This is a genomic window from Cellulosimicrobium sp. 72-3 (assembly GCF_013127315.1).
Taxonomy (GTDB): domain Bacteria; phylum Actinomycetota; class Actinomycetes; order Actinomycetales; family Cellulomonadaceae; genus Cellulosimicrobium; species Cellulosimicrobium funkei.
This window is the reverse complement of sequence record NZ_CP053419.1, coordinates 3744850-3759755: the sequence shown is the minus strand read 5'-3', so window position 1 is coordinate 3759755 and position 14906 is coordinate 3744850. Positions and strand designations below refer to the sequence as shown.

The 14906-nt window shown below is 73.9% G+C and carries 17 protein-coding genes and 1 pseudogene; 6 read left to right on the top strand and 12 right to left on the bottom strand.

Features of this window, described 5'->3' with window-relative positions:
• Nucleotides 1-56: 56 nt before the first annotated feature.
• Entirely contained in the window at nucleotides 57-632 is a 576-nt protein-coding gene (locus HKK73_RS16835; RefSeq protein ID WP_081599830.1) for a gluconokinase, read from the bottom strand.
• Nucleotides 633-797: 165 nt separating this feature from the next.
• Here HKK73_RS16835 and HKK73_RS16830 point away from each other — a divergent pair, with 165 nt between their 5' ends.
• Nucleotides 798-1502, top strand: a complete 705-nt coding sequence (locus HKK73_RS16830) for a FadR/GntR family transcriptional regulator (protein ID WP_034655362.1) — start codon at nucleotides 798-800, stop codon at nucleotides 1500-1502.
• A 48-nt stretch (nucleotides 1503-1550) separates the two neighbouring features.
• Here the strand turns inward: HKK73_RS16830 and HKK73_RS19445 are convergent, their stop codons facing one another.
• The 4 genes from HKK73_RS19445 to HKK73_RS19230 all read right to left on the bottom strand — a co-directional run bounded on the left by HKK73_RS19445 (nucleotide 1551) and on the right by HKK73_RS19230 (nucleotide 5823).
• Nucleotides 1551-3722 (bottom strand): ABC transporter permease, encoded by a 2172-nt coding sequence (locus HKK73_RS19445; RefSeq protein ID WP_043652500.1) that lies wholly within the window; start codon nucleotides 3720-3722, stop codon nucleotides 1551-1553.
• 25 nt (nucleotides 3723-3747) lie between these two features.
• Complete coding sequence (gene modA, locus HKK73_RS16820) at nucleotides 3748-4605, bottom strand: molybdate ABC transporter substrate-binding protein (RefSeq protein ID WP_043652498.1); 858 nt, start codon at nucleotides 4603-4605, stop codon at nucleotides 3748-3750.
• Nucleotides 4602-5006 carry a molybdopterin-binding protein gene (locus tag HKK73_RS16815; RefSeq protein ID WP_043652495.1) on the bottom strand — a complete coding sequence of 135 codons (405 nt, stop codon included), beginning with the start codon at nucleotides 5004-5006 and terminating at the stop codon, nucleotides 4602-4604. Before HKK73_RS16815 ends, modA begins: the two co-directional genes overlap by 4 nt.
• A 511-nt stretch (nucleotides 5007-5517) precedes the next feature.
• Entirely contained in the window at nucleotides 5518-5823 is a 306-nt protein-coding gene (locus HKK73_RS19230) for a DUF6221 family protein (protein WP_043652489.1), read from the bottom strand.
• A 313-nt stretch (nucleotides 5824-6136) separates the two neighbouring features.
• On the opposite strand from HKK73_RS19230, the gene HKK73_RS16805 reads away from it, so the two are divergent.
• The 4 genes from HKK73_RS16805 (at nucleotide 6137) to HKK73_RS16790 (ending at nucleotide 8377) form a co-directional block, all read left to right on the top strand.
• Nucleotides 6137-6589, top strand: coding sequence for a hypothetical protein (locus HKK73_RS16805; RefSeq protein WP_085387227.1), 453 nt, complete (start codon nucleotides 6137-6139; stop codon nucleotides 6587-6589).
• 70 nt (nucleotides 6590-6659) lie between these two features.
• Nucleotides 6660-7670: an acyl-CoA desaturase gene (locus HKK73_RS16800; protein ID WP_253705685.1), complete on the top strand. Its 1011-nt coding sequence runs from the start codon at nucleotides 6660-6662 to the stop codon at nucleotides 7668-7670.
• A 125-nt stretch (nucleotides 7671-7795) separates the two neighbouring features.
• On the top strand, nucleotides 7796-8149 hold the full coding sequence (locus HKK73_RS16795; protein ID WP_171468444.1) for a lipopolysaccharide assembly LapA domain-containing protein: 354 nt from the start codon (nucleotides 7796-7798) through the stop codon (nucleotides 8147-8149).
• Nucleotides 8150-8158: 9 nt separating this feature from the next.
• Nucleotides 8159-8377 (top strand): hypothetical protein, encoded by a 219-nt coding sequence (locus HKK73_RS16790; protein ID WP_157446586.1) that lies wholly within the window; start codon nucleotides 8159-8161, stop codon nucleotides 8375-8377.
• 246 nt (nucleotides 8378-8623) lie between these two features.
• Here the strand turns inward: HKK73_RS16790 and HKK73_RS16785 are convergent, their stop codons facing one another.
• Nucleotides 8624-8956, bottom strand: coding sequence for a hypothetical protein (locus HKK73_RS16785; protein ID WP_171468443.1), 333 nt, complete (start codon nucleotides 8954-8956; stop codon nucleotides 8624-8626).
• Nucleotides 8957-9301: 345 nt separating this feature from the next.
• Here HKK73_RS16785 and HKK73_RS16780 point away from each other — a divergent pair, with 345 nt between their 5' ends.
• On the top strand, nucleotides 9302-9787 hold the full coding sequence (locus tag HKK73_RS16780; RefSeq protein ID WP_253705684.1) for a GNAT family N-acetyltransferase: 486 nt from the start codon (nucleotides 9302-9304) through the stop codon (nucleotides 9785-9787).
• A 13-nt stretch (nucleotides 9788-9800) separates the two neighbouring features.
• Here the strand turns inward: HKK73_RS16780 and HKK73_RS19225 are convergent, their stop codons facing one another.
• From HKK73_RS19225 to narH, 6 genes and pseudogenes are all read right to left on the bottom strand, one after another.
• On the bottom strand, nucleotides 9801-10139 hold the full coding sequence (locus HKK73_RS19225) for a DUF899 family protein (protein ID WP_253705683.1): 339 nt from the start codon (nucleotides 10137-10139) through the stop codon (nucleotides 9801-9803).
• Between the two features lie 73 nt (nucleotides 10140-10212).
• Nucleotides 10213-10584, bottom strand: a pseudogene (locus tag HKK73_RS19220) (DUF899 family protein); the annotation flags it as partial.
• A 170-nt stretch (nucleotides 10585-10754) separates the two neighbouring features.
• Nucleotides 10755-11330 carry a DoxX family membrane protein gene (locus HKK73_RS16770; RefSeq protein ID WP_216608006.1) on the bottom strand — a complete coding sequence of 192 codons (576 nt, stop codon included), beginning with the start codon at nucleotides 11328-11330 and terminating at the stop codon, nucleotides 10755-10757.
• 152 nt (nucleotides 11331-11482) lie between these two features.
• On the bottom strand, nucleotides 11483-12241 hold the full coding sequence (gene narI, locus HKK73_RS16765; RefSeq protein ID WP_216608005.1) for a respiratory nitrate reductase subunit gamma: 759 nt from the start codon (nucleotides 12239-12241) through the stop codon (nucleotides 11483-11485).
• Nucleotides 12238-12993, bottom strand: coding sequence for a nitrate reductase molybdenum cofactor assembly chaperone (gene narJ, locus HKK73_RS16760; protein WP_171468441.1), 756 nt, complete (start codon nucleotides 12991-12993; stop codon nucleotides 12238-12240). Before narJ ends, narI begins: the two co-directional genes overlap by 4 nt.
• Entirely contained in the window at nucleotides 12990-14855 is a 1866-nt protein-coding gene (gene narH / locus HKK73_RS16755) for a nitrate reductase subunit beta (RefSeq protein WP_249355932.1), read from the bottom strand. The genes narJ and narH overlap by 4 nt, the downstream gene beginning before the upstream one ends.
• Between the last annotated feature and the right edge of the window lie 51 nt (nucleotides 14856-14906).

The following is a 14906-nucleotide window of genomic DNA, read 5'->3' as shown; positions in this document are numbered from 1 at the left end:
TGCAGGGGTGAGGGTCAGGGAGGGCGGCGCGGCTCAGCGCTCGCCCGAGGCGTCGCTCAGCGCGTGCCCGAGGCGTCGCTCAGGCGGGTCCGGGCGAGGATCTCCTCCACGACCTGCTCGGGCGTGGCGGAGACGTCGAGCGTGAAGCCGGGCTCGTCGTCGGCCAGGGGCTCGAGCGTGGCGAGCTGCGACGGCAGGAGCGACGTGGGCATGAAGTGCCCGCTGCGGTGCTGCATGCGCTCGGCGAGGAGCTCGGGGGTGCCGTCGAGGTGGACGAAGCACACCTCGCCGCGGGCCGTGCGCAGCAGGTCGCGGTAGGTGCGCTTGAGCGCGGAGCACGTGACGACGCCGGACCGGCCGGCCTCCGCCTCGCTGCTCAGCCAGTCGCGGATCGCCTCGAGCCAGGGCCACCGGTCGTCGTCGGTGAGCGGCGTCCCGGCGCTCATCTTGTCGATGTTGGCCTGCGGGTGGAAGCGGTCGGCCTCCGCGTACTCGGTGCCGAGGCGCTGCGCGAGCAGCGTCGCGACGGTGGTCTTGCCCGAGCCGGCCACGCCCATCACGACGAGGTGCTGGGGCAGGGGGTGGTTCCCGGCGTCGTCGGGCCGGTCGGTGGAGCTGACGTCCGTGTCCATGTGTCGACTTCCGTGTCGGGTGGGGGCGTCCGGTCGGGGCGGTGCCTGGGGCCCGGCCGTCCCGGTGGCGACCGTCGTGGTCGTCCTCGGCCTCCACTGTGGGGCATTGGTAGCACCTTTGGCAAGTGATTGATAGCACCATTGGCCGCCACTAGGCTGCGAGACATGGCGACGACGGTCCTGCACACCACCGTGCTCGACACTCTCGGACGTCGCATCACCAGCGGCGACGTCCCCGCGGGCACGCCGCTGACCCTGGAGTCGATCGGCTCCGAGTTCGGGGTGTCGCGCACCGTCGCGCGCGAGGTCATGCGGCTCCTCGAAGGGCTCGGGCTCGTGCGGTCGAGGCGCCGCGTCGGGATCGTCGTGCTCGGCATCGAGGACTGGAACGTGCTCGACCCGCGCGTCATCCGCTGGCGTCTCGAGGGCCCCGGCCGTGACCCGCAGCTCCGCACGCTCACCGAGCTGCGGCACGCCGTCGAGCCGCTGGCCGCCGCCGGGGCCGCGCTCCACGCCACGCCCGCCGAGCGCGCCGAGCTCGTCGCCGCGGCCGGTCGCATGCGCCTGCTCGGGGAGGCGGGCGACCTCGAGGAGTTCCTCGCCCTCGACGTCCGGTTCCACGAGATCCTGCTCCGCGCGAGCGGCAACGAGATGTTCGGCGCGCTCGCGGGGGTCGTCGCGGCCGTCCTCAGCGGCCGGACGCACCTGGGCCTCATGCCCGCCTCGCCCGTCCCCGAGGCCCTCGACCAGCACGAGGCGGTCGCGCGCGCGGTCGCGGACGGCGACCCGGAGGCCGCCGAGGCCGCGATGGCCGCGATCGTCGGCGAGGTCCGCACCGCGCTCGACGGGGTCCCGCCCGCCCCCGCCTGAGCGGCACGCTCCGGCCCCGCCTGAGCGGCGCGTCCCGGTCCCGCGGGCTCAGCGCGGGTGCACGCGGACCTCGGCCGCCTTGACGACGAACCAGACGCGCTCGCCCGGCACCAGGCCGAGCTCGGCGACCGCGCGCGGCGTGAGGTCCGCGGCCAGGCGCGGCGCGTCCTGCCCGACGGCGGTCGTCGCCCCCGCGGTCGGGTCGCCCGGGCCGTCGTCCACCGCGCGTCCCCACACGCGCAGGAGCGGCCCGTGCGGCTCGACGCTCGTCACGACGACCCGGTACGCGTTGCGCGGGCTGCCCTCGGGCGTCGTGCGGTGCACGGCGACCGCGCGCGGCTCGAACACCGCCACGGCGCCGTCCCCGACCGCGAGCGGCTCGTCCGCCGTCCCGTGCACGCGGACCTCCGCGCCGTCGACGGCGACGGTCACCTCGCGCGCGAGGCTCTCCGCGTCCGGGGCGACGTCCGTCGCGGCCCCCACCGGGCCTGCCGTCCCACCCGCCGGCTCGGCCGCCGCCCGCTCGCGCACCGTCCGTACCGGCTCCGGGACGGCGACGTGCGCGACGCTCCCCGCGAGCAGGTTGACGCCCGCGAGACGGGCGGCGAACCGGGACCGCGGTCGCGTGAGCACCGCGTCCACCGGCCCGTCCTCGACGACGCGGCCGCCCTCCAGCACGACGACGCGGTCCGCGAGGAGCAGCACGTCGAGCAGGTCGTGCGTCACGAGCAGGGTCGTGCGCGGGTGCTCGCGCTGCGCGTGGTGCAGCACGGTCCGGACGTGCTGCGCGACGCCGACGTCGAGCGACGCGAGCGGCTCGTCGAGCAGGAGCACGCGCGGGTCGGTCACGAGCGCCCGGGCGATCGCGACGCGCTGCGCCTGCCCGCCCGAGAGGTCGGTCGAGCGGCGCCGCGCGAGGTCCGCCGCGCCGACGCGGGCGAGCGCGTCCCGGGCCTCCTCGCGGGCACGAGCGCGGGGCACGCCCCGGGACCGGAGGCCGAACGCGACGTCGTCCTCGACCGACAGGTGCTCGAACAGCAGCGGGCGCTGGCTCAGCCACGCGAGGTGGCGACGGCGCGGCGGGAGGCGCGAGACGTCGTCGTGCCCGACGGCGACGCGCGCACCCGGGGCCTCGCCGGGCGTGAGCAGGCCCGCGACGACCTGCACGAGCGTGGACTTGCCCGCGCCGTTCTCGCCGAGCACCGCCACGACCTCGCCCGGCGCGACGGTGAGCTCCACGTTGAGCCCGCGCTCCGGCACGACGGCGCGCACGGTCAGCGCGGCCGGGGGCGTCGGGGCCGCAGGCCCGGCGGGTGCCGGGGCCCGGTCGGCCGGCGGGTCGGCCTGCGGGCCAGGGGAGACGACAGCGCGGGGGCGGGGGCCGCCGTCGGGCAGGGAGCCCCGGACGCCTCGCCGCGGGCGCGGGGCCCCGAGCGCGCGCGGCCCGTGGACGACCGCGGTGATGAGGACCGCGACCACGACGAGCACGAACGACAGCGCGACCGCGCTGTCCGGGTCCGCGCTGCGCTGGAGGTAGATCTCGAGCGGCAGGGTCTGCGTGACGCCCTGGAGCGCGCCCGCGAACGTCAGGGTCGCCCCGAACTCGCCGAGGGCGCGCGCGAACGCGAGCACGGCGCCGGACAGCAGGCCCGGCAGCACGCGGGGGAGCGTGACGCGGCGCAGGACGGTCGTCGGCCGGGCGCCGAGCGTCGCGGCGACGTCCTCCAGGCGGGTGTCCTGGGTGCGCAGGGCACCCTCCAGGCTGAGCACGAGGAACGGCAGCGCGACGAACGTCTGCGCCAGCACGACGGCCGTCGTCGTGAACGCGACCTCGATCCCCAGCACCTCGAGGTGCCGGCCGATCAGGCCCCGGCGCCCGAACGTGTGCAGCAGGGCGATGCCGCCGACGACGGGCGGCAGCACGAGCGGCAGGAGCACGAGGGCGCGCGCGACGCGCTGCCCGGGGAACGTGGTGCGCGCGAGGACGAGCGCCATGGGCGTGCCGAGCACCACGCAGCACGCCGTCGCGGCGAGCGCGGTGCGCAGCGACAGGCCGAGCGCGTCGAGAGCCGCCGGCGAGGTCACGAGCGCCCAGAAGCCACCGGCCCCGTCCGGACCCGGCGCGAGCTCCACGCGCCCGACCATCGCCACCACGGGCACGACGACGAACAGCGCGCCGAGCAGCGCGGGGACGAGGAGCCAGCGGGGCAGGCCGCGCATCAGGACCCGTCGGGCGACGCGGGCGTCACGGCACGGAGGCGTCCGGCGCGCCGAACCCCGCGGCGGCGAGCGCGGCCTGCCCGGCGTCGCCGGTCACGAGGTCCACCCACGCCTGCGCGAGCGCGACCTGCTCCGGGCCGGCGTCCTCGGCCGCCGCGACGAGCGCGATCGGGTAGACGTTGAGCGCGGCCTCGGTCTCGGGCGCGTCCACGACCTCGACGTCGTCGCCCGCGAGCGTCGCGTCGGTGACGTAGACGAGCCCCGCGTCGGCCTCGCCCGCCGTCACCTTGCCGAGCACGTCGGTGACGCTGGCCTCCTCGCTCACGCGGTGGAGGGTCACGCCCGCGGCCTCGGCGACGGTGTCGGTCGCGCTGCCGCACGGCACCTGCGGCGCGCACACGACGACCTTGACGTCGTCCCGCGCGAGGTCGGCGAACGTCTCGACGCCCGCGGGGTTGCCGGGCGGCGTGACGATCGTCAGCGTGTTCGTCGCGAACGCGACAGGGTCGGCGGCGTCGCCCGCGTCCACGACGCGCGCCATGGAGCGCTCGTCCGCGGACGCGAAGACGTCGGCCGGCGCGCCGGCGAGGATCTGGTCGCCCAGGTCGGACGACCCGGCGAACGACAGCGCGACGGTCACGCCGTCGTGCTCGTCCTCGAAGTCCGCCGCGAGGTCGGTGAACACGTCGCGCAGCGACGCTGCGGCGAGCACGGTGAGGGTGCGGTCCTCGGTCGTCGTGCGTGCGGGGTCGGGGGTAGCGCCGTCGTCGGTCCCCGCGCCCGTGGCGCACGCGGCGAGGCCGGCGACCAGGGCCGCCGCCCCGAGCGCCGCGAGAGGGCCCCGGGCGGGGCGGCGGGTCGTCGTGCGGGCGGCCGCGCTCACGCGGCTCCTCCGGGGGTCTCGACGATGACGGTCGTCGCCTTGACCACCGCGACGGCGAGGCTGCCGGGCTCGAGCTGCAGCTCGCGCACGGCCTCCGTGCTCATGAGGGACACGACGCGCTGTCCGCCGCAGAGCATCTCGACCTGGGACATGACGGTGTCGCTCACGACCTCCGTCACGATCCCCACGAACCGGTTGCGCGCCGAGCGGGCGACGCCCGACGGGTCCGGCGTCGGGTGCGACTGCGCGACGGCGAAGCGCGCGAGCTCCGCGCCGTCGACCACCTTGCGCCCGGCGTCGTCGGCGCTCGCGGCGAGGTCCCCGGCGTCGACCCAGCGGCGGACGGTGTCGTCGCTGACCCCGAGCAGGCTCGCGGCCTCGCGGATCCGAAAGTGCGGCATGAGTACAACCGTAGACCCGCATCTGCGGACTGTCACCGGCGGGGATGCTCTGTGCTTCGCTTCCCGGCTTGGGGAAGTGCAGTCGTCCCGCTTCCCCGTGGACGCCCCTGGCGTGAGGCTAGGCGACGTGCAGCTGGCACTCGGGGCACACGAGCACGGCCGAGGCAGCTTCGTCGCGAGTGATCGAGCAATGATGCGGGCACAGGATGCTGACTCGGTGCGGGACGCGGGAGCCGGGGATCGAGCCCCAGGCGATGATGTGCAGGACGCGGGCACGGGCTTGGGCGCCGCAGCCCGGACAGTCCACGGCGACCCACTTCTCGATGACGGACATGGCAGCTCGCGCTCTCGGCGTAGTCTCCGCGACACTGGCGGTTGCGGTACGCCGTCGTCGCCCGGGAGGTCCGCCGGCAGCGGGCTGCTTCACGACCGGCATTCCCCGCGACACGTGGACGCGTCTCTCACGATGCGCCCTCCGTGGCCCGCTCGCCACACCTGGTGAGGCGAGTCATCAGGTGCGCCAGGTGGGGTCGAAGTCCGGGTGCTCGGCGTAGGGCGTGGCGAGTGCTCGCAGGATGCGGTCACCGACGAAGGCGATGCCGCTCTGGGCGCGCTCGTCGGTGTCGCGCTCCAGGTCGGCGGTCATGTCGTACCCCGTGGCCTCGTAGGCGAGGGTGATGATGCGTCGTTTCATCGCGCACTCCGTCAGGATGCGTGAGCATGACCACGGCGCTGGAGGTCCTGGCCCGTCCTCGAGGGTCGCGCACGCTGCTTCGTCCTCGTCGATCCGAGCGAGGAGGAACTCCGTCAAGGCCATCTGCTCATCCTCCCACCGACGGCTGGACAGTCTCTCGTGGACACAGCGAGCAACCCGTCCAGGTGTAGTGTCGAAGTGTGGTTGATCGCCGGATCGGCCCACGCGACGCCGATCGAGAAGGCTCTCGGACGCCGGGCGAGATGGATGCCCCGGACGAGGACACCTCGGGCGCGCGGTGGGACGACGACGGGGGTTATGAACCCGACCTGGAGGACGCACCGATCTCCTTGAGTGGGGCGCCTGACGCCTCACCGACTGCCGCGACGGCAGCGGATGCGAGCCGGCCCGCCGGTTCCGAGCATCGGACGTCACCATGAGCACCACCACCCCTACTGCCACGTCCTTCGGCCGGGTGCAGGACACCGCACTGCAGCTGCGGGGCGTTCTGGACACAGCGCTGCCGCGCGAGCTCGGCACCGACGCGGAGCCTCCCCTCTACACGGTGACCGCCGTGTTCTCCCGCCGCGTGTCGGGCCCGGAGCAAGCGTTGCTCGAGCTGCCCGCCGTCACGACGTTGCTCGCCGATCACGGCTATGCGGGGGTCAGGCTGCGGGTGGAGGACCGGCGCCTGCTCATCGAGAACACGAACCTCGCCATGCTCTCCGGCGGGCTCGCCCACGAGATCGCGACGGTGATCCGGGACACCCAGGAGGCGATCGCGACGGAACGGACCAGGCGGGCGGACGAGCTCGAGGCCTGGCGCGCGGCCGAGGCCGTGCGTGCCGCGAGCGTGAAGGCCGAGGCCGACCGTGTCCGCTTCGAGTGAGACACCGCAGCCCCTGGCGTTGGCGGGCCGCGGGCTGCCTGCGGCGCGGGCGACGGCTCGGGACTACTCGGTGCTGGCGAAGATCGTGCGCGAGTCGGGGCTGCTGCGTCGGCGGTACGGCTACTACTGGACCCGGCTCGTCCTGACGGTCGCCGCGTTCGGTGCCGTCTGGGCCGGGATCGTCCTCGTGGGTGACTCCTGGTGGCAGCTCCTGCTGGCCGTGGTGCTCGCACTCGTTCTCGCCCAGCTCGCGTTCCTGGGCCACGACAGCTCCCACCGGCAGGTGTTCCGGTCGCGGGCCTGGAACGACTGGACCGCTCGCATCCTCGCGAACGCGCTCGTCGGGCTCAGCCACGCCTGGTGGACGATGAAGCACGACGCCCACCACGCAGCCCCGAACCAGGAGGGCCACGACCCTGACATCTCACCGGGCGTGATCGCGTTCACGCCCGCCGTCATCGCGAGCCGTCACGGCTGGCGAGGGTGGCTGGCACGTCGGCAGGGCTGGTACTTCTTCCCCCTGCTCGCCCTGGAGGGCCTCAACCTGCACGTCGCGAGCGTGCGCCGGGTGCTCGGCCGTCGGCCCGTGCCGCACCGTGGCGTGGAGGTCCCGGTCCTGCTCCTACGGCTCGCGCTCTACCTGGTGGTGCTCGGCTTCCTGCTTCCCCCGACCCTCGCGGCGGCGTTCCTCGCCGTGCAGCTCGCGGTCTTCGGCATCCTGCTCGGCGGCGCGTTCGCACCGAACCACAAGGGCATGCCGATCGTCCCGGCGACTGCGGACGTCGACTTCCTGCGCCGCCAGGTCCTCATGTCCCGCAACATCCGCGGCGGCCCGGTCGTCGACTTCTTCATGGGCGGCCTCAACCGCCAGGTGGAGCACCACCTGTTCCCGAGCATGCCGCGCCCGAACCTCAAGCGTGTCCAGCCCCTCGTGCGCGAGTACTGCTCCCAGCTCGGCGTGACCTACACCGAGGTCGGGTTCTTCACCTCCTACCGGATCGTCGTCCAGTACCTCAACGACGTCCCCGGACGCGCCCGCGATCCGTTCTCCTGCCCCCTGGCCGCCAGCCTCGGCCGCTAGGGACACCGGGCCGCGCGTACAGCCGCTCCCAGGTTCGTTCCCAGGTTGAGGGCGTAGGGTCGGGCTATCCGCGGCGAACGTGCCCCATATGAGGTGCGCGGGCCCGGAACCGCAAGGAGGCCACCATGGCCACCACCCCGCTCAGCTCCGCGACGAACGGACAGCCCACCGCCGCCGTGTCAGGCAGCCATCCCGACTCACGCGTGTCCCGCACGTCGGGCAACCCGACAAGAACTCCCCGAACCCGCACCGGAGCCACCTGGGTCGGCCTGTGCGTCGCCGCCCTCGTCCTGGTCGCACTCATCGTGTTCATGCTCCAGAACACCCAGCTCGTGATCGTCTCCTTCCTCGGCTGGCAAGGTTCCGTCCCGCTCGCCCTGGCCCTGCTCATCGCAGGCATCGGCGTCGGGATCGTCGCCCTCGTCGTCGGTACCCTGCGCATCCACCAGCTCCGCCGACGCCTCGCACGCCAGGTCTAGCACCGCGGCGTGCCGATGACCGACGACCGAGAGACCTCGATCCACCGACCCGTCGACCTCGTGGGCGAGATCGACGCCTCCCAGCGCGAGATGGAAGACGTCATCTCGGTCGTCGACCAGGGGGCGCCCGTCGAGCTCGTCCTCTACGTCGCCGCACGCGCGCGCCTCGACACGGCCGTCGCCGCATGGAACCAGCGTGTGGGAGCCACCCAGCCACCATCTCGGTGACCGCGAGCCTGACGCACCGCCTGGTGCTCGAGCTCCAGGTGGAGCACGTCGGTCGCGAAGGCGACAACCGGGGGAGCGCGCCCGACCGTCGGTCCTCGCAGCGCTGGGCGGTGCAGCGTGGGTGAGACCGCCGTCGTTCCTCGCGGTATCGAGCAGCGGGTCGTCGGGCGAAGGGCGATCACGGGACGTGCCGTCGTCAGGACTCACGGCTGGGCGACGCTGGTCGGGCGTGGCATGGTCGATCGGCTACGCGGAGGGTCGCGTGGTGCTCCACACGAAGAGGTCCGACGCTCCTGCGAGCTCGAGCACGTCTCGGGCGTAGTCGCTGCAGCCCAGGATGATCGGCCGCAGAGGGGCGCTGGCGGCGAGCAGGAGGAGGCTGACACCGGCGGAGTCCAGGAACGTGACGCGCGAGGCATCGATGTGCAGCGCCCTATGGGCCGGGCTCGGGCGAGGTTGCGCGGACTCGACGACGGCGTAGTCGATCTCGCCCCACAGCTCCCACGAGTCGGGGCTGGATCGCAGGCCTCCGTGCAACGGGACGGGGGGATAGGTGGCCGGGTCGCTCTCGTGAGCCATGCGGGTGCCTTTTCCGTTGAGGCCGGCCGACGCGGGAACACTGTCGGCTTCCAACCTCTCACACTCGCCGCTTCGGCGGTGGTCGGTCACCAGGTCCAGCAGCCGTCGTCAGTGCGCGCCTCGGTTGCCCGATCGTGTTCCGACTCGAGGCACGGTGGCGGTGCGGGTACGCCCGACCCCATCGACGACGGCGAGCCTTCGAACGCCCGCGCCGCCGCCTCTCCCGCTCCGACGCCGCCCACGGCGCCCCGACCCGGACGCGCAGAACGGGTTCGTGGTGGCTGGCGAGCCGTCTGCGATCAGGGGCCGCGTCGTCTCCTGCGCCGGGTGTGGCACGCTCGGCGCGTGAGCGAGACGACCACCCGGGACGACGTCCGCGTCGTCGTGGAGGACCCGACGACCCCCGACGTGCTGGCGCTGCTGCAGGAGCACCTGGACGACATGCACGCGACGTCGCCGCCCGAGAGCGTGCACGCGCTCGACGTCGAGCGCCTGCGCGCGCCGGACATCACGTTCGTCACCGCGCGGTCCGCGGACGGCGGGCTCCTCGGGTGCGGCGCCCTCAAGCAGCACGACGCGACGCTGGGCGAGCTCAAGTCCATGCGCACGACGGCGGCCGCACGGGGCCGGGGCGTCGCCGCCACGGTCCTCGCGCACCTGCTCGACGTCGCGCGCGACCGTGGCCTGGACCGCGTGAGCCTGGAGACGGGAACCGAGGACTACTTCGCGGCGGCGCGGCGGCTCTACGCGCGCCACGGGTTCGTGCCGTGCGCGCCGTTCGCCGACTACACCGACGACTCCCACAGCGTGTACCTGACGCTCGCCCTCTGAGGCGCCCCGCGCGTCAGTGGTGGTGCTCGTGCCGACCGAGGGCTTCGACCGGGGTCGCACCGGGACGGGTCCACTGCGGGGCGGGACGCGTGGTCGGGCTCCAGCCGGCGACGCCGTCCGCATCCGTGCGCCAGAACCAGCCGGCATCGTTCCCCTCGGGCCAGCCTTCGGGGGTCTCCTCCCACGCCTCGCGACGACCGTAGGGCGTCCGGTCGAGCAGGGCGAACGCCGGGTTGGTCGGCTCGGTCCCGCGGCCCGTCGAGCGGTACGTGAGGAACACCCGGTCGCCGTCGCGCAGGAAGACGCTGAGGTACCCCATCTCGCCGCCGACCGGCTCGTCCAGCCCGCGCACCGAGTACCAGGGCTGGGGTGTAGCCCATGAACTCCACGAACGGTTCCACCTCGTCCCACGGGCCCACGGTGAGGATCGCGAACGATACGCCGCGCGCGTTGAGGTAGACCGCGTCCCGCAGGTGCCAGGCGGTCCAGGTGCAGCCCTCGCACTGGCCCTGGTGCGGGACGCCGTCGTGCCACATGTGCTGGTAGACCACGAGCTCGTCGCGGCCCTCGAAGAGGTCGACGAACGGGATCGGTCCGTCCGGGCCGACGACCGCGACGGTGCCGTCCATCTCCACCATCGGCAGCCGACGGCGGGCGGCAGCGAGGGCGTCGCCCTCGCGGGTGTGCGCCTTCTCCCGGACCAGGAGCTCGTCCCGCGCGACCTGCCAGGTGGCCAGGTCGACGACGGGCGGGCGCCCGGGAAGCGCGGTCGTCGGGGTGCTGTGCGTGGCGGTCATGGCCGTCCTCCGTCGGGTGGGGGCGTCGTGCGACACCCGCGTCGAGAGGGAGGACCGGTGGAGCGGCCGGGACTCATCGCTCGTCGCCCGCGGGCGACGAGGACCCCGTGACCGGAGCGGTCACGGGTCCTCGGGGGTCGGGTCAGGGAAGGCGTGGGAGCGCCGAGGGGTCATGCGTCGAGCTTCAGGCGCGCCCCGAGCGCGACGGCGGCGACGACGGCCGCGCCGGCCACGAGGACGAGGTCCTTGAGCACGTACTGGCCCATGAGGGTCATGCCGTGGCCGAACAGCTCGCCCGCGAACAGCACGATCGGCGAGAGGATCCCGGCCATCGCGACGGCGAGCGCGAGCAGCCCCGCGCGGAGCAGCCGGCCGGTGAGGAGCGTCAGGCCGATGAACGTCTCCAGGACCGCGGTGAGCACCACGGCCGTGGTCCCGCCCACGAGGCCGAGCGTGAGCGTCGCGACGGTCCGGGCGGCGATCGTCTCCGCCGGGCTCGCGCCGGGGAAGAACTTGAGGACGCCGAAGCCGAGGAACACGAGGCCGAGGGCGACGCGCAGGGCGGGCACGGACCAGCGGGTGAGGACGCGCGCGGTCGCGGCGACGGCGGCGTCCGCCCGGTCCGCGAGGCGTGCGGGCACGAGGGCGGCGCGACGGCGGCGGGCGGGCGTGGCGTGTGCCGCCGACGGCGCGGACGGGCGGGTGGCGCGGGGACGACCGGCGGTCGTCGGGGCGGTGGTGGACATGCGGGAACCTCTTCCGGAGACGGTCGCGGTCGGGGTGACCGCCCCGGGAAGGAGGGCGTCGCGGGGCGTCCTGTGGACGACGTCGGGCCGAATTCACCCGCCGGCGGGCGTCGACCCGGGCCACCCGGACCGGCCGGACCAGGCCTTCGGGGTCAGCGCGAGCGCGGGCGCTCCGAGGGGTCCCAGCCCGGCCGCGGGGCGCGCGCGGCGACGGACGCGTCGCGCGAGCGGTACACGACGTACGGGCGGAACAGGTACGGCACCGGGGCGGAGAACGCGTGCACGAGCCGCGTGAACGGCCACAGGATGAACAGCAGGTTCGCCGCGACGACGTGGAGCTGGAACGCCGCGGGCACGCCCGCCATGAGCTCCGGCTGCGGCTGGAGGTACCAGAGCGAGCGGAACCACGGCGAGATCGTCTGGCGGTAGTCGTACCCGAGGCCGTCGGCGAGGAGCTGCGTCTGCACCGTGGCCCACGACCCCAGCAGGATCGACGCCGCGAGGAACACGTACATCGTCTTGTCCATGCGCGTCGTCGCGCGGAAGACGGGCCCGGACGTGCGGCGGCGATAGATGAGGATGAGCAGGCCCGCGACGAGCACGACGGCCGCGACCGACCCCATGTACGTCGCGACGAAGTGGTACGCGACCTCCTGGATCCCCACCGCCTCCGTCCACGACTCCGGGATCACGAGCCCCATCAGGTGCCCGAGGATCACGAACAGCAGGCCGAAGTGGAAGAGCGGCGAGCCCAGCCGCAGCAGCCGCTTCTCGTAGAGCTCGCTCGACCGCGTCGTCCAGCCGAACTTGTCGTACCGGTACCGCCAGATCGAGCCCACGACGAACACCGCGAACGTCACGTACGGGAACACGACCCACAGCAGGACCTCTCCGGTGCTCACCCCGTTCATCGCACCGCACCTCCCGTCCGGTCCGGCGCGCCCGTGCCGTACGGCTCGAGCGCGAAGGGCTCCATGCCCACGAGCTCGGCGGGCGGCCCCGCCGTCACGAGCTCGACGTACCGCTGCTGCGTGCGCTCGTCGAGCGGCGGCAGCGTGAGGCACACGGCCTCGACGAGCCCTGTCCACGGGCTGCGCGCGCTCTCGAGCGCCGTGCGCAGCACCTCGATGCCGTCGCGGTGGGACGCGAGCAGACCGGCCGCGATCGTCGCGTCGGCGCCCGTGGTCCGGGCCGAGAACTCGAGCACCGTCGGGAGGTAGTCGGGGAGCTCGGAGCCCGTGACCTCCCACCCGGCCGCGCGGTACGCCTCGACGAACGCGACGAGCGCCGTCCCGCGCCGGCGCGTGTCGCCCGCCGCGTAGTACGACAGGTACATCGAGCACTTCCGCTTGAGGTCGAACGTCGCGACGTACCGCGCCTGGAGCTCGCGCAGGCCCGGCGCGCCCGGCGCCGTGAGCACGTCGCAGAAAGCCTCCAGGCGCTCGCGGACGGGGGCGGGCAGGCCCGGGGCGGACGCGCGGACGGCGTCGACCGCGGCGAGCACGTCCTCGTCCGGGTAGGCCAGCAGCAGCGACGCGGCCATGTGGGCGGTGCGGCGCTGGGCGGCCGTCGTCGCGACCGGTGCCAGGTGGTCGGGCTGCGGCCCCCGGGGCCGTGCCCCGGGCCGCAGCGCCGGGGTCGGGAGCAGGGAGCGCGCCCTCATCGGGTGCCCCCGTCGGGCTCGACGCCGGGACCGCTCGCGGGCGCGGGGCCGCCCGCGGGACCGGCCGTGGGACCACCCGCCGGTCCACCGGGCGGTGGGGGGCCGGGGATCGTGTCGTGCCGCGCGTCCTGGCGCCCGCCCGGCAGCGAGCCCGGGCCGCCCGGCGTGACACCGCCGGGTGCACCCGACACGTCGCCCGGCTCGGGCCCCTCGCCCGGCGGGAAGAGGCCGGGCGGTCGCCCGTTCCCGTCCCAGTTGAGGAGGTTGACGCGGCCGGGGGTCGACGGCCCGTAGGGCGAGTCCGCCGTCTGCCGCGCCTGGAGCACGTGGAAGTTCTCGACCGCGACCGGCACCGGGCTGCCCGACGTCTCGCCGAACGGGCCGCCGCCCGTGAGGCCCATGCCGCCCATCCCGGGGCCGCCGTCGTAGTCGAGGGAGCACGACAGCTCGTCGAGCTCGCGCGCGATCTCGGTGTGCGCGGTCGGGATGACGTACCGGTCCTCGTACTTCGCGACGGCGAGCAGGCGGTACATCTCCTCGACCTGGGCACCGGTCATGCCGACCGCGGCCGCGGTCCGCTCGTCGGCCTCGCGGCCGAGGTTGATGTCGCGCATGTACGACCGCATGGCGGCCAGACGGCGCAGCACCCGTTCGACCGGGGCGGTGTCGCCCGCGGTGAACAGCCCCGCGAGGTACTCGAGCGGGATGCGCATCTTCGAGATCGCGGCGAACAGCGTGCGCCCGTCCTCGCCGTCGTTCCCGGAGGCGGCGACGACGTCGACGACGGGGGACAGCGGCGGGATGTACCAGACCATCGGCAGCGTGCGGTACTCGGGGTGCAGGGGCAGCGCGACCTCGTAGCGCGAGATCAGGTCCCAGATCGGCGAGCGCTGGGCGGCCGTGATCCAGTCGTCGGGGATGCCCTCGGCACGCGCGGCGGCCACGACCTCCGGGTCGTTCGGGTCGAGGAAGACGGCGCGCTGCGAGGCGAGGAGCTCGTGCTCGTCCTCGACGCTCGCGGCCTCGGTGACCTTGTCGGCGTCGTAGAGGACGAGGCCGAGGTAGCGCAGGCGCCCGACGCACGTCTCCGAGCACACGGTCGGCAGGCCGACCTCGATGCGCGGGTAGCAGAGCGTGCACTTCTCGGCCTTGCCGGTCTTGTGGTTGAAGTAGACCTTCTTGTACGGGCACCCGGTGACGCACATGCGCCAGCCCCGGCACTGGTCCTGGTCGACCAGCACGATGCCGTCCTCGGCCCGCTTGTACATGGCGCCCGACGGGCACGACGCGACGCACGCCGGGTTGAGGCAGTGCTCGCAGATGCGGGGCAGGTAGAACATGAACGTCTTGTCCAGCTCCGTGGCCACGTGCTCCGACATGTGCTGGAGCACGGGGTCGTCCTGCATCGTCGCGGTCGAGCCGCCGAGGTCGTCGTCCCAGTTCGCGGACCACGAGATGTTGATGTCACCGCCCGTGAGCAGCGACTTCGGCCGGGCGACGGGCGTGTGCTGCCCCTGCGGCGACGAGAGCAGCATGTCGTACTCGTAGGTCCACGGCTCGTAGTAGTCGTGGATCGAGGGGAGCTTCGGGTTGGAGAAGATCGTCGCGAGCTTCTTCAGGCGGCCCCCGGCGCGGAGCTTGAGCCGGCCCTTCTTCGTCCGCACCCAGCCGCCCTGCCAGCGCTCCTGGTCCTGGTAGGTGCGCGGGTACCCGAGCCCGGGACGCGTCTCGACGTTGTTGAACCACACGTACTCCACGCCGGTGCGGTTCGTCCACGCCTGCTTGCACGTCACCGAGCACGTGTGGCACCCGATGCACTTGTCGAGGTTCATGACCATCGACATCTGCGCCATCACCCGCACGACGTCACCCCCTCCCGGCCGGCCGGCCCGAGGCCGCCTGTTGCGTCCGTC

Bases quoted from the DNA above. Each gene is read 5' to 3' on its own strand.
- HKK73_RS19445 (WP_043652500.1), bottom strand. From the start codon at position 3,722: ATGCGCGGCCTGCCCCGCTGGCTCCTCGTCCCCGCGCTGCTCGGCGCG.
- HKK73_RS16785 (WP_171468443.1), bottom strand. From the start codon at position 8,956: ATGGCTCACGAGAGCGACCCGGCCACCTATCCCCCCGTCCCGTTGCAC.
- HKK73_RS16815 (WP_043652495.1), bottom strand. From the start codon at position 5,006: ATGCCGCACTTTCGGATCCGCGAGGCCGCGAGCCTGCTCGGGGTCAGC.
- HKK73_RS16770 (WP_216608006.1), bottom strand. From the start codon at position 11,330: ATGTCCACCACCGCCCCGACGACCGCCGGTCGTCCCCGCGCCACCCGC.
- HKK73_RS16805 (WP_085387227.1), top strand. From the start codon at position 6,137: ATGAGCACCACCACCCCTACTGCCACGTCCTTCGGCCGGGTGCAGGAC.
- HKK73_RS19230 (WP_043652489.1), bottom strand. From the start codon at position 5,823: ATGGCCTTGACGGAGTTCCTCCTCGCTCGGATCGACGAGGACGAAGCA.
- HKK73_RS16830 (WP_034655362.1), top strand. From the start codon at position 798: ATGGCGACGACGGTCCTGCACACCACCGTGCTCGACACTCTCGGACGT.
- narI (WP_216608005.1), bottom strand. From the start codon at position 12,241: ATGAACGGGGTGAGCACCGGAGAGGTCCTGCTGTGGGTCGTGTTCCCG.
- HKK73_RS16835 (WP_081599830.1), bottom strand. From the start codon at position 632: ATGGACACGGACGTCAGCTCCACCGACCGGCCCGACGACGCCGGGAAC.
- HKK73_RS16795 (WP_171468444.1), top strand. From the start codon at position 7,796: ATGGCCACCACCCCGCTCAGCTCCGCGACGAACGGACAGCCCACCGCC.
- narJ (WP_171468441.1), bottom strand. From the start codon at position 12,993: ATGAGGGCGCGCTCCCTGCTCCCGACCCCGGCGCTGCGGCCCGGGGCA.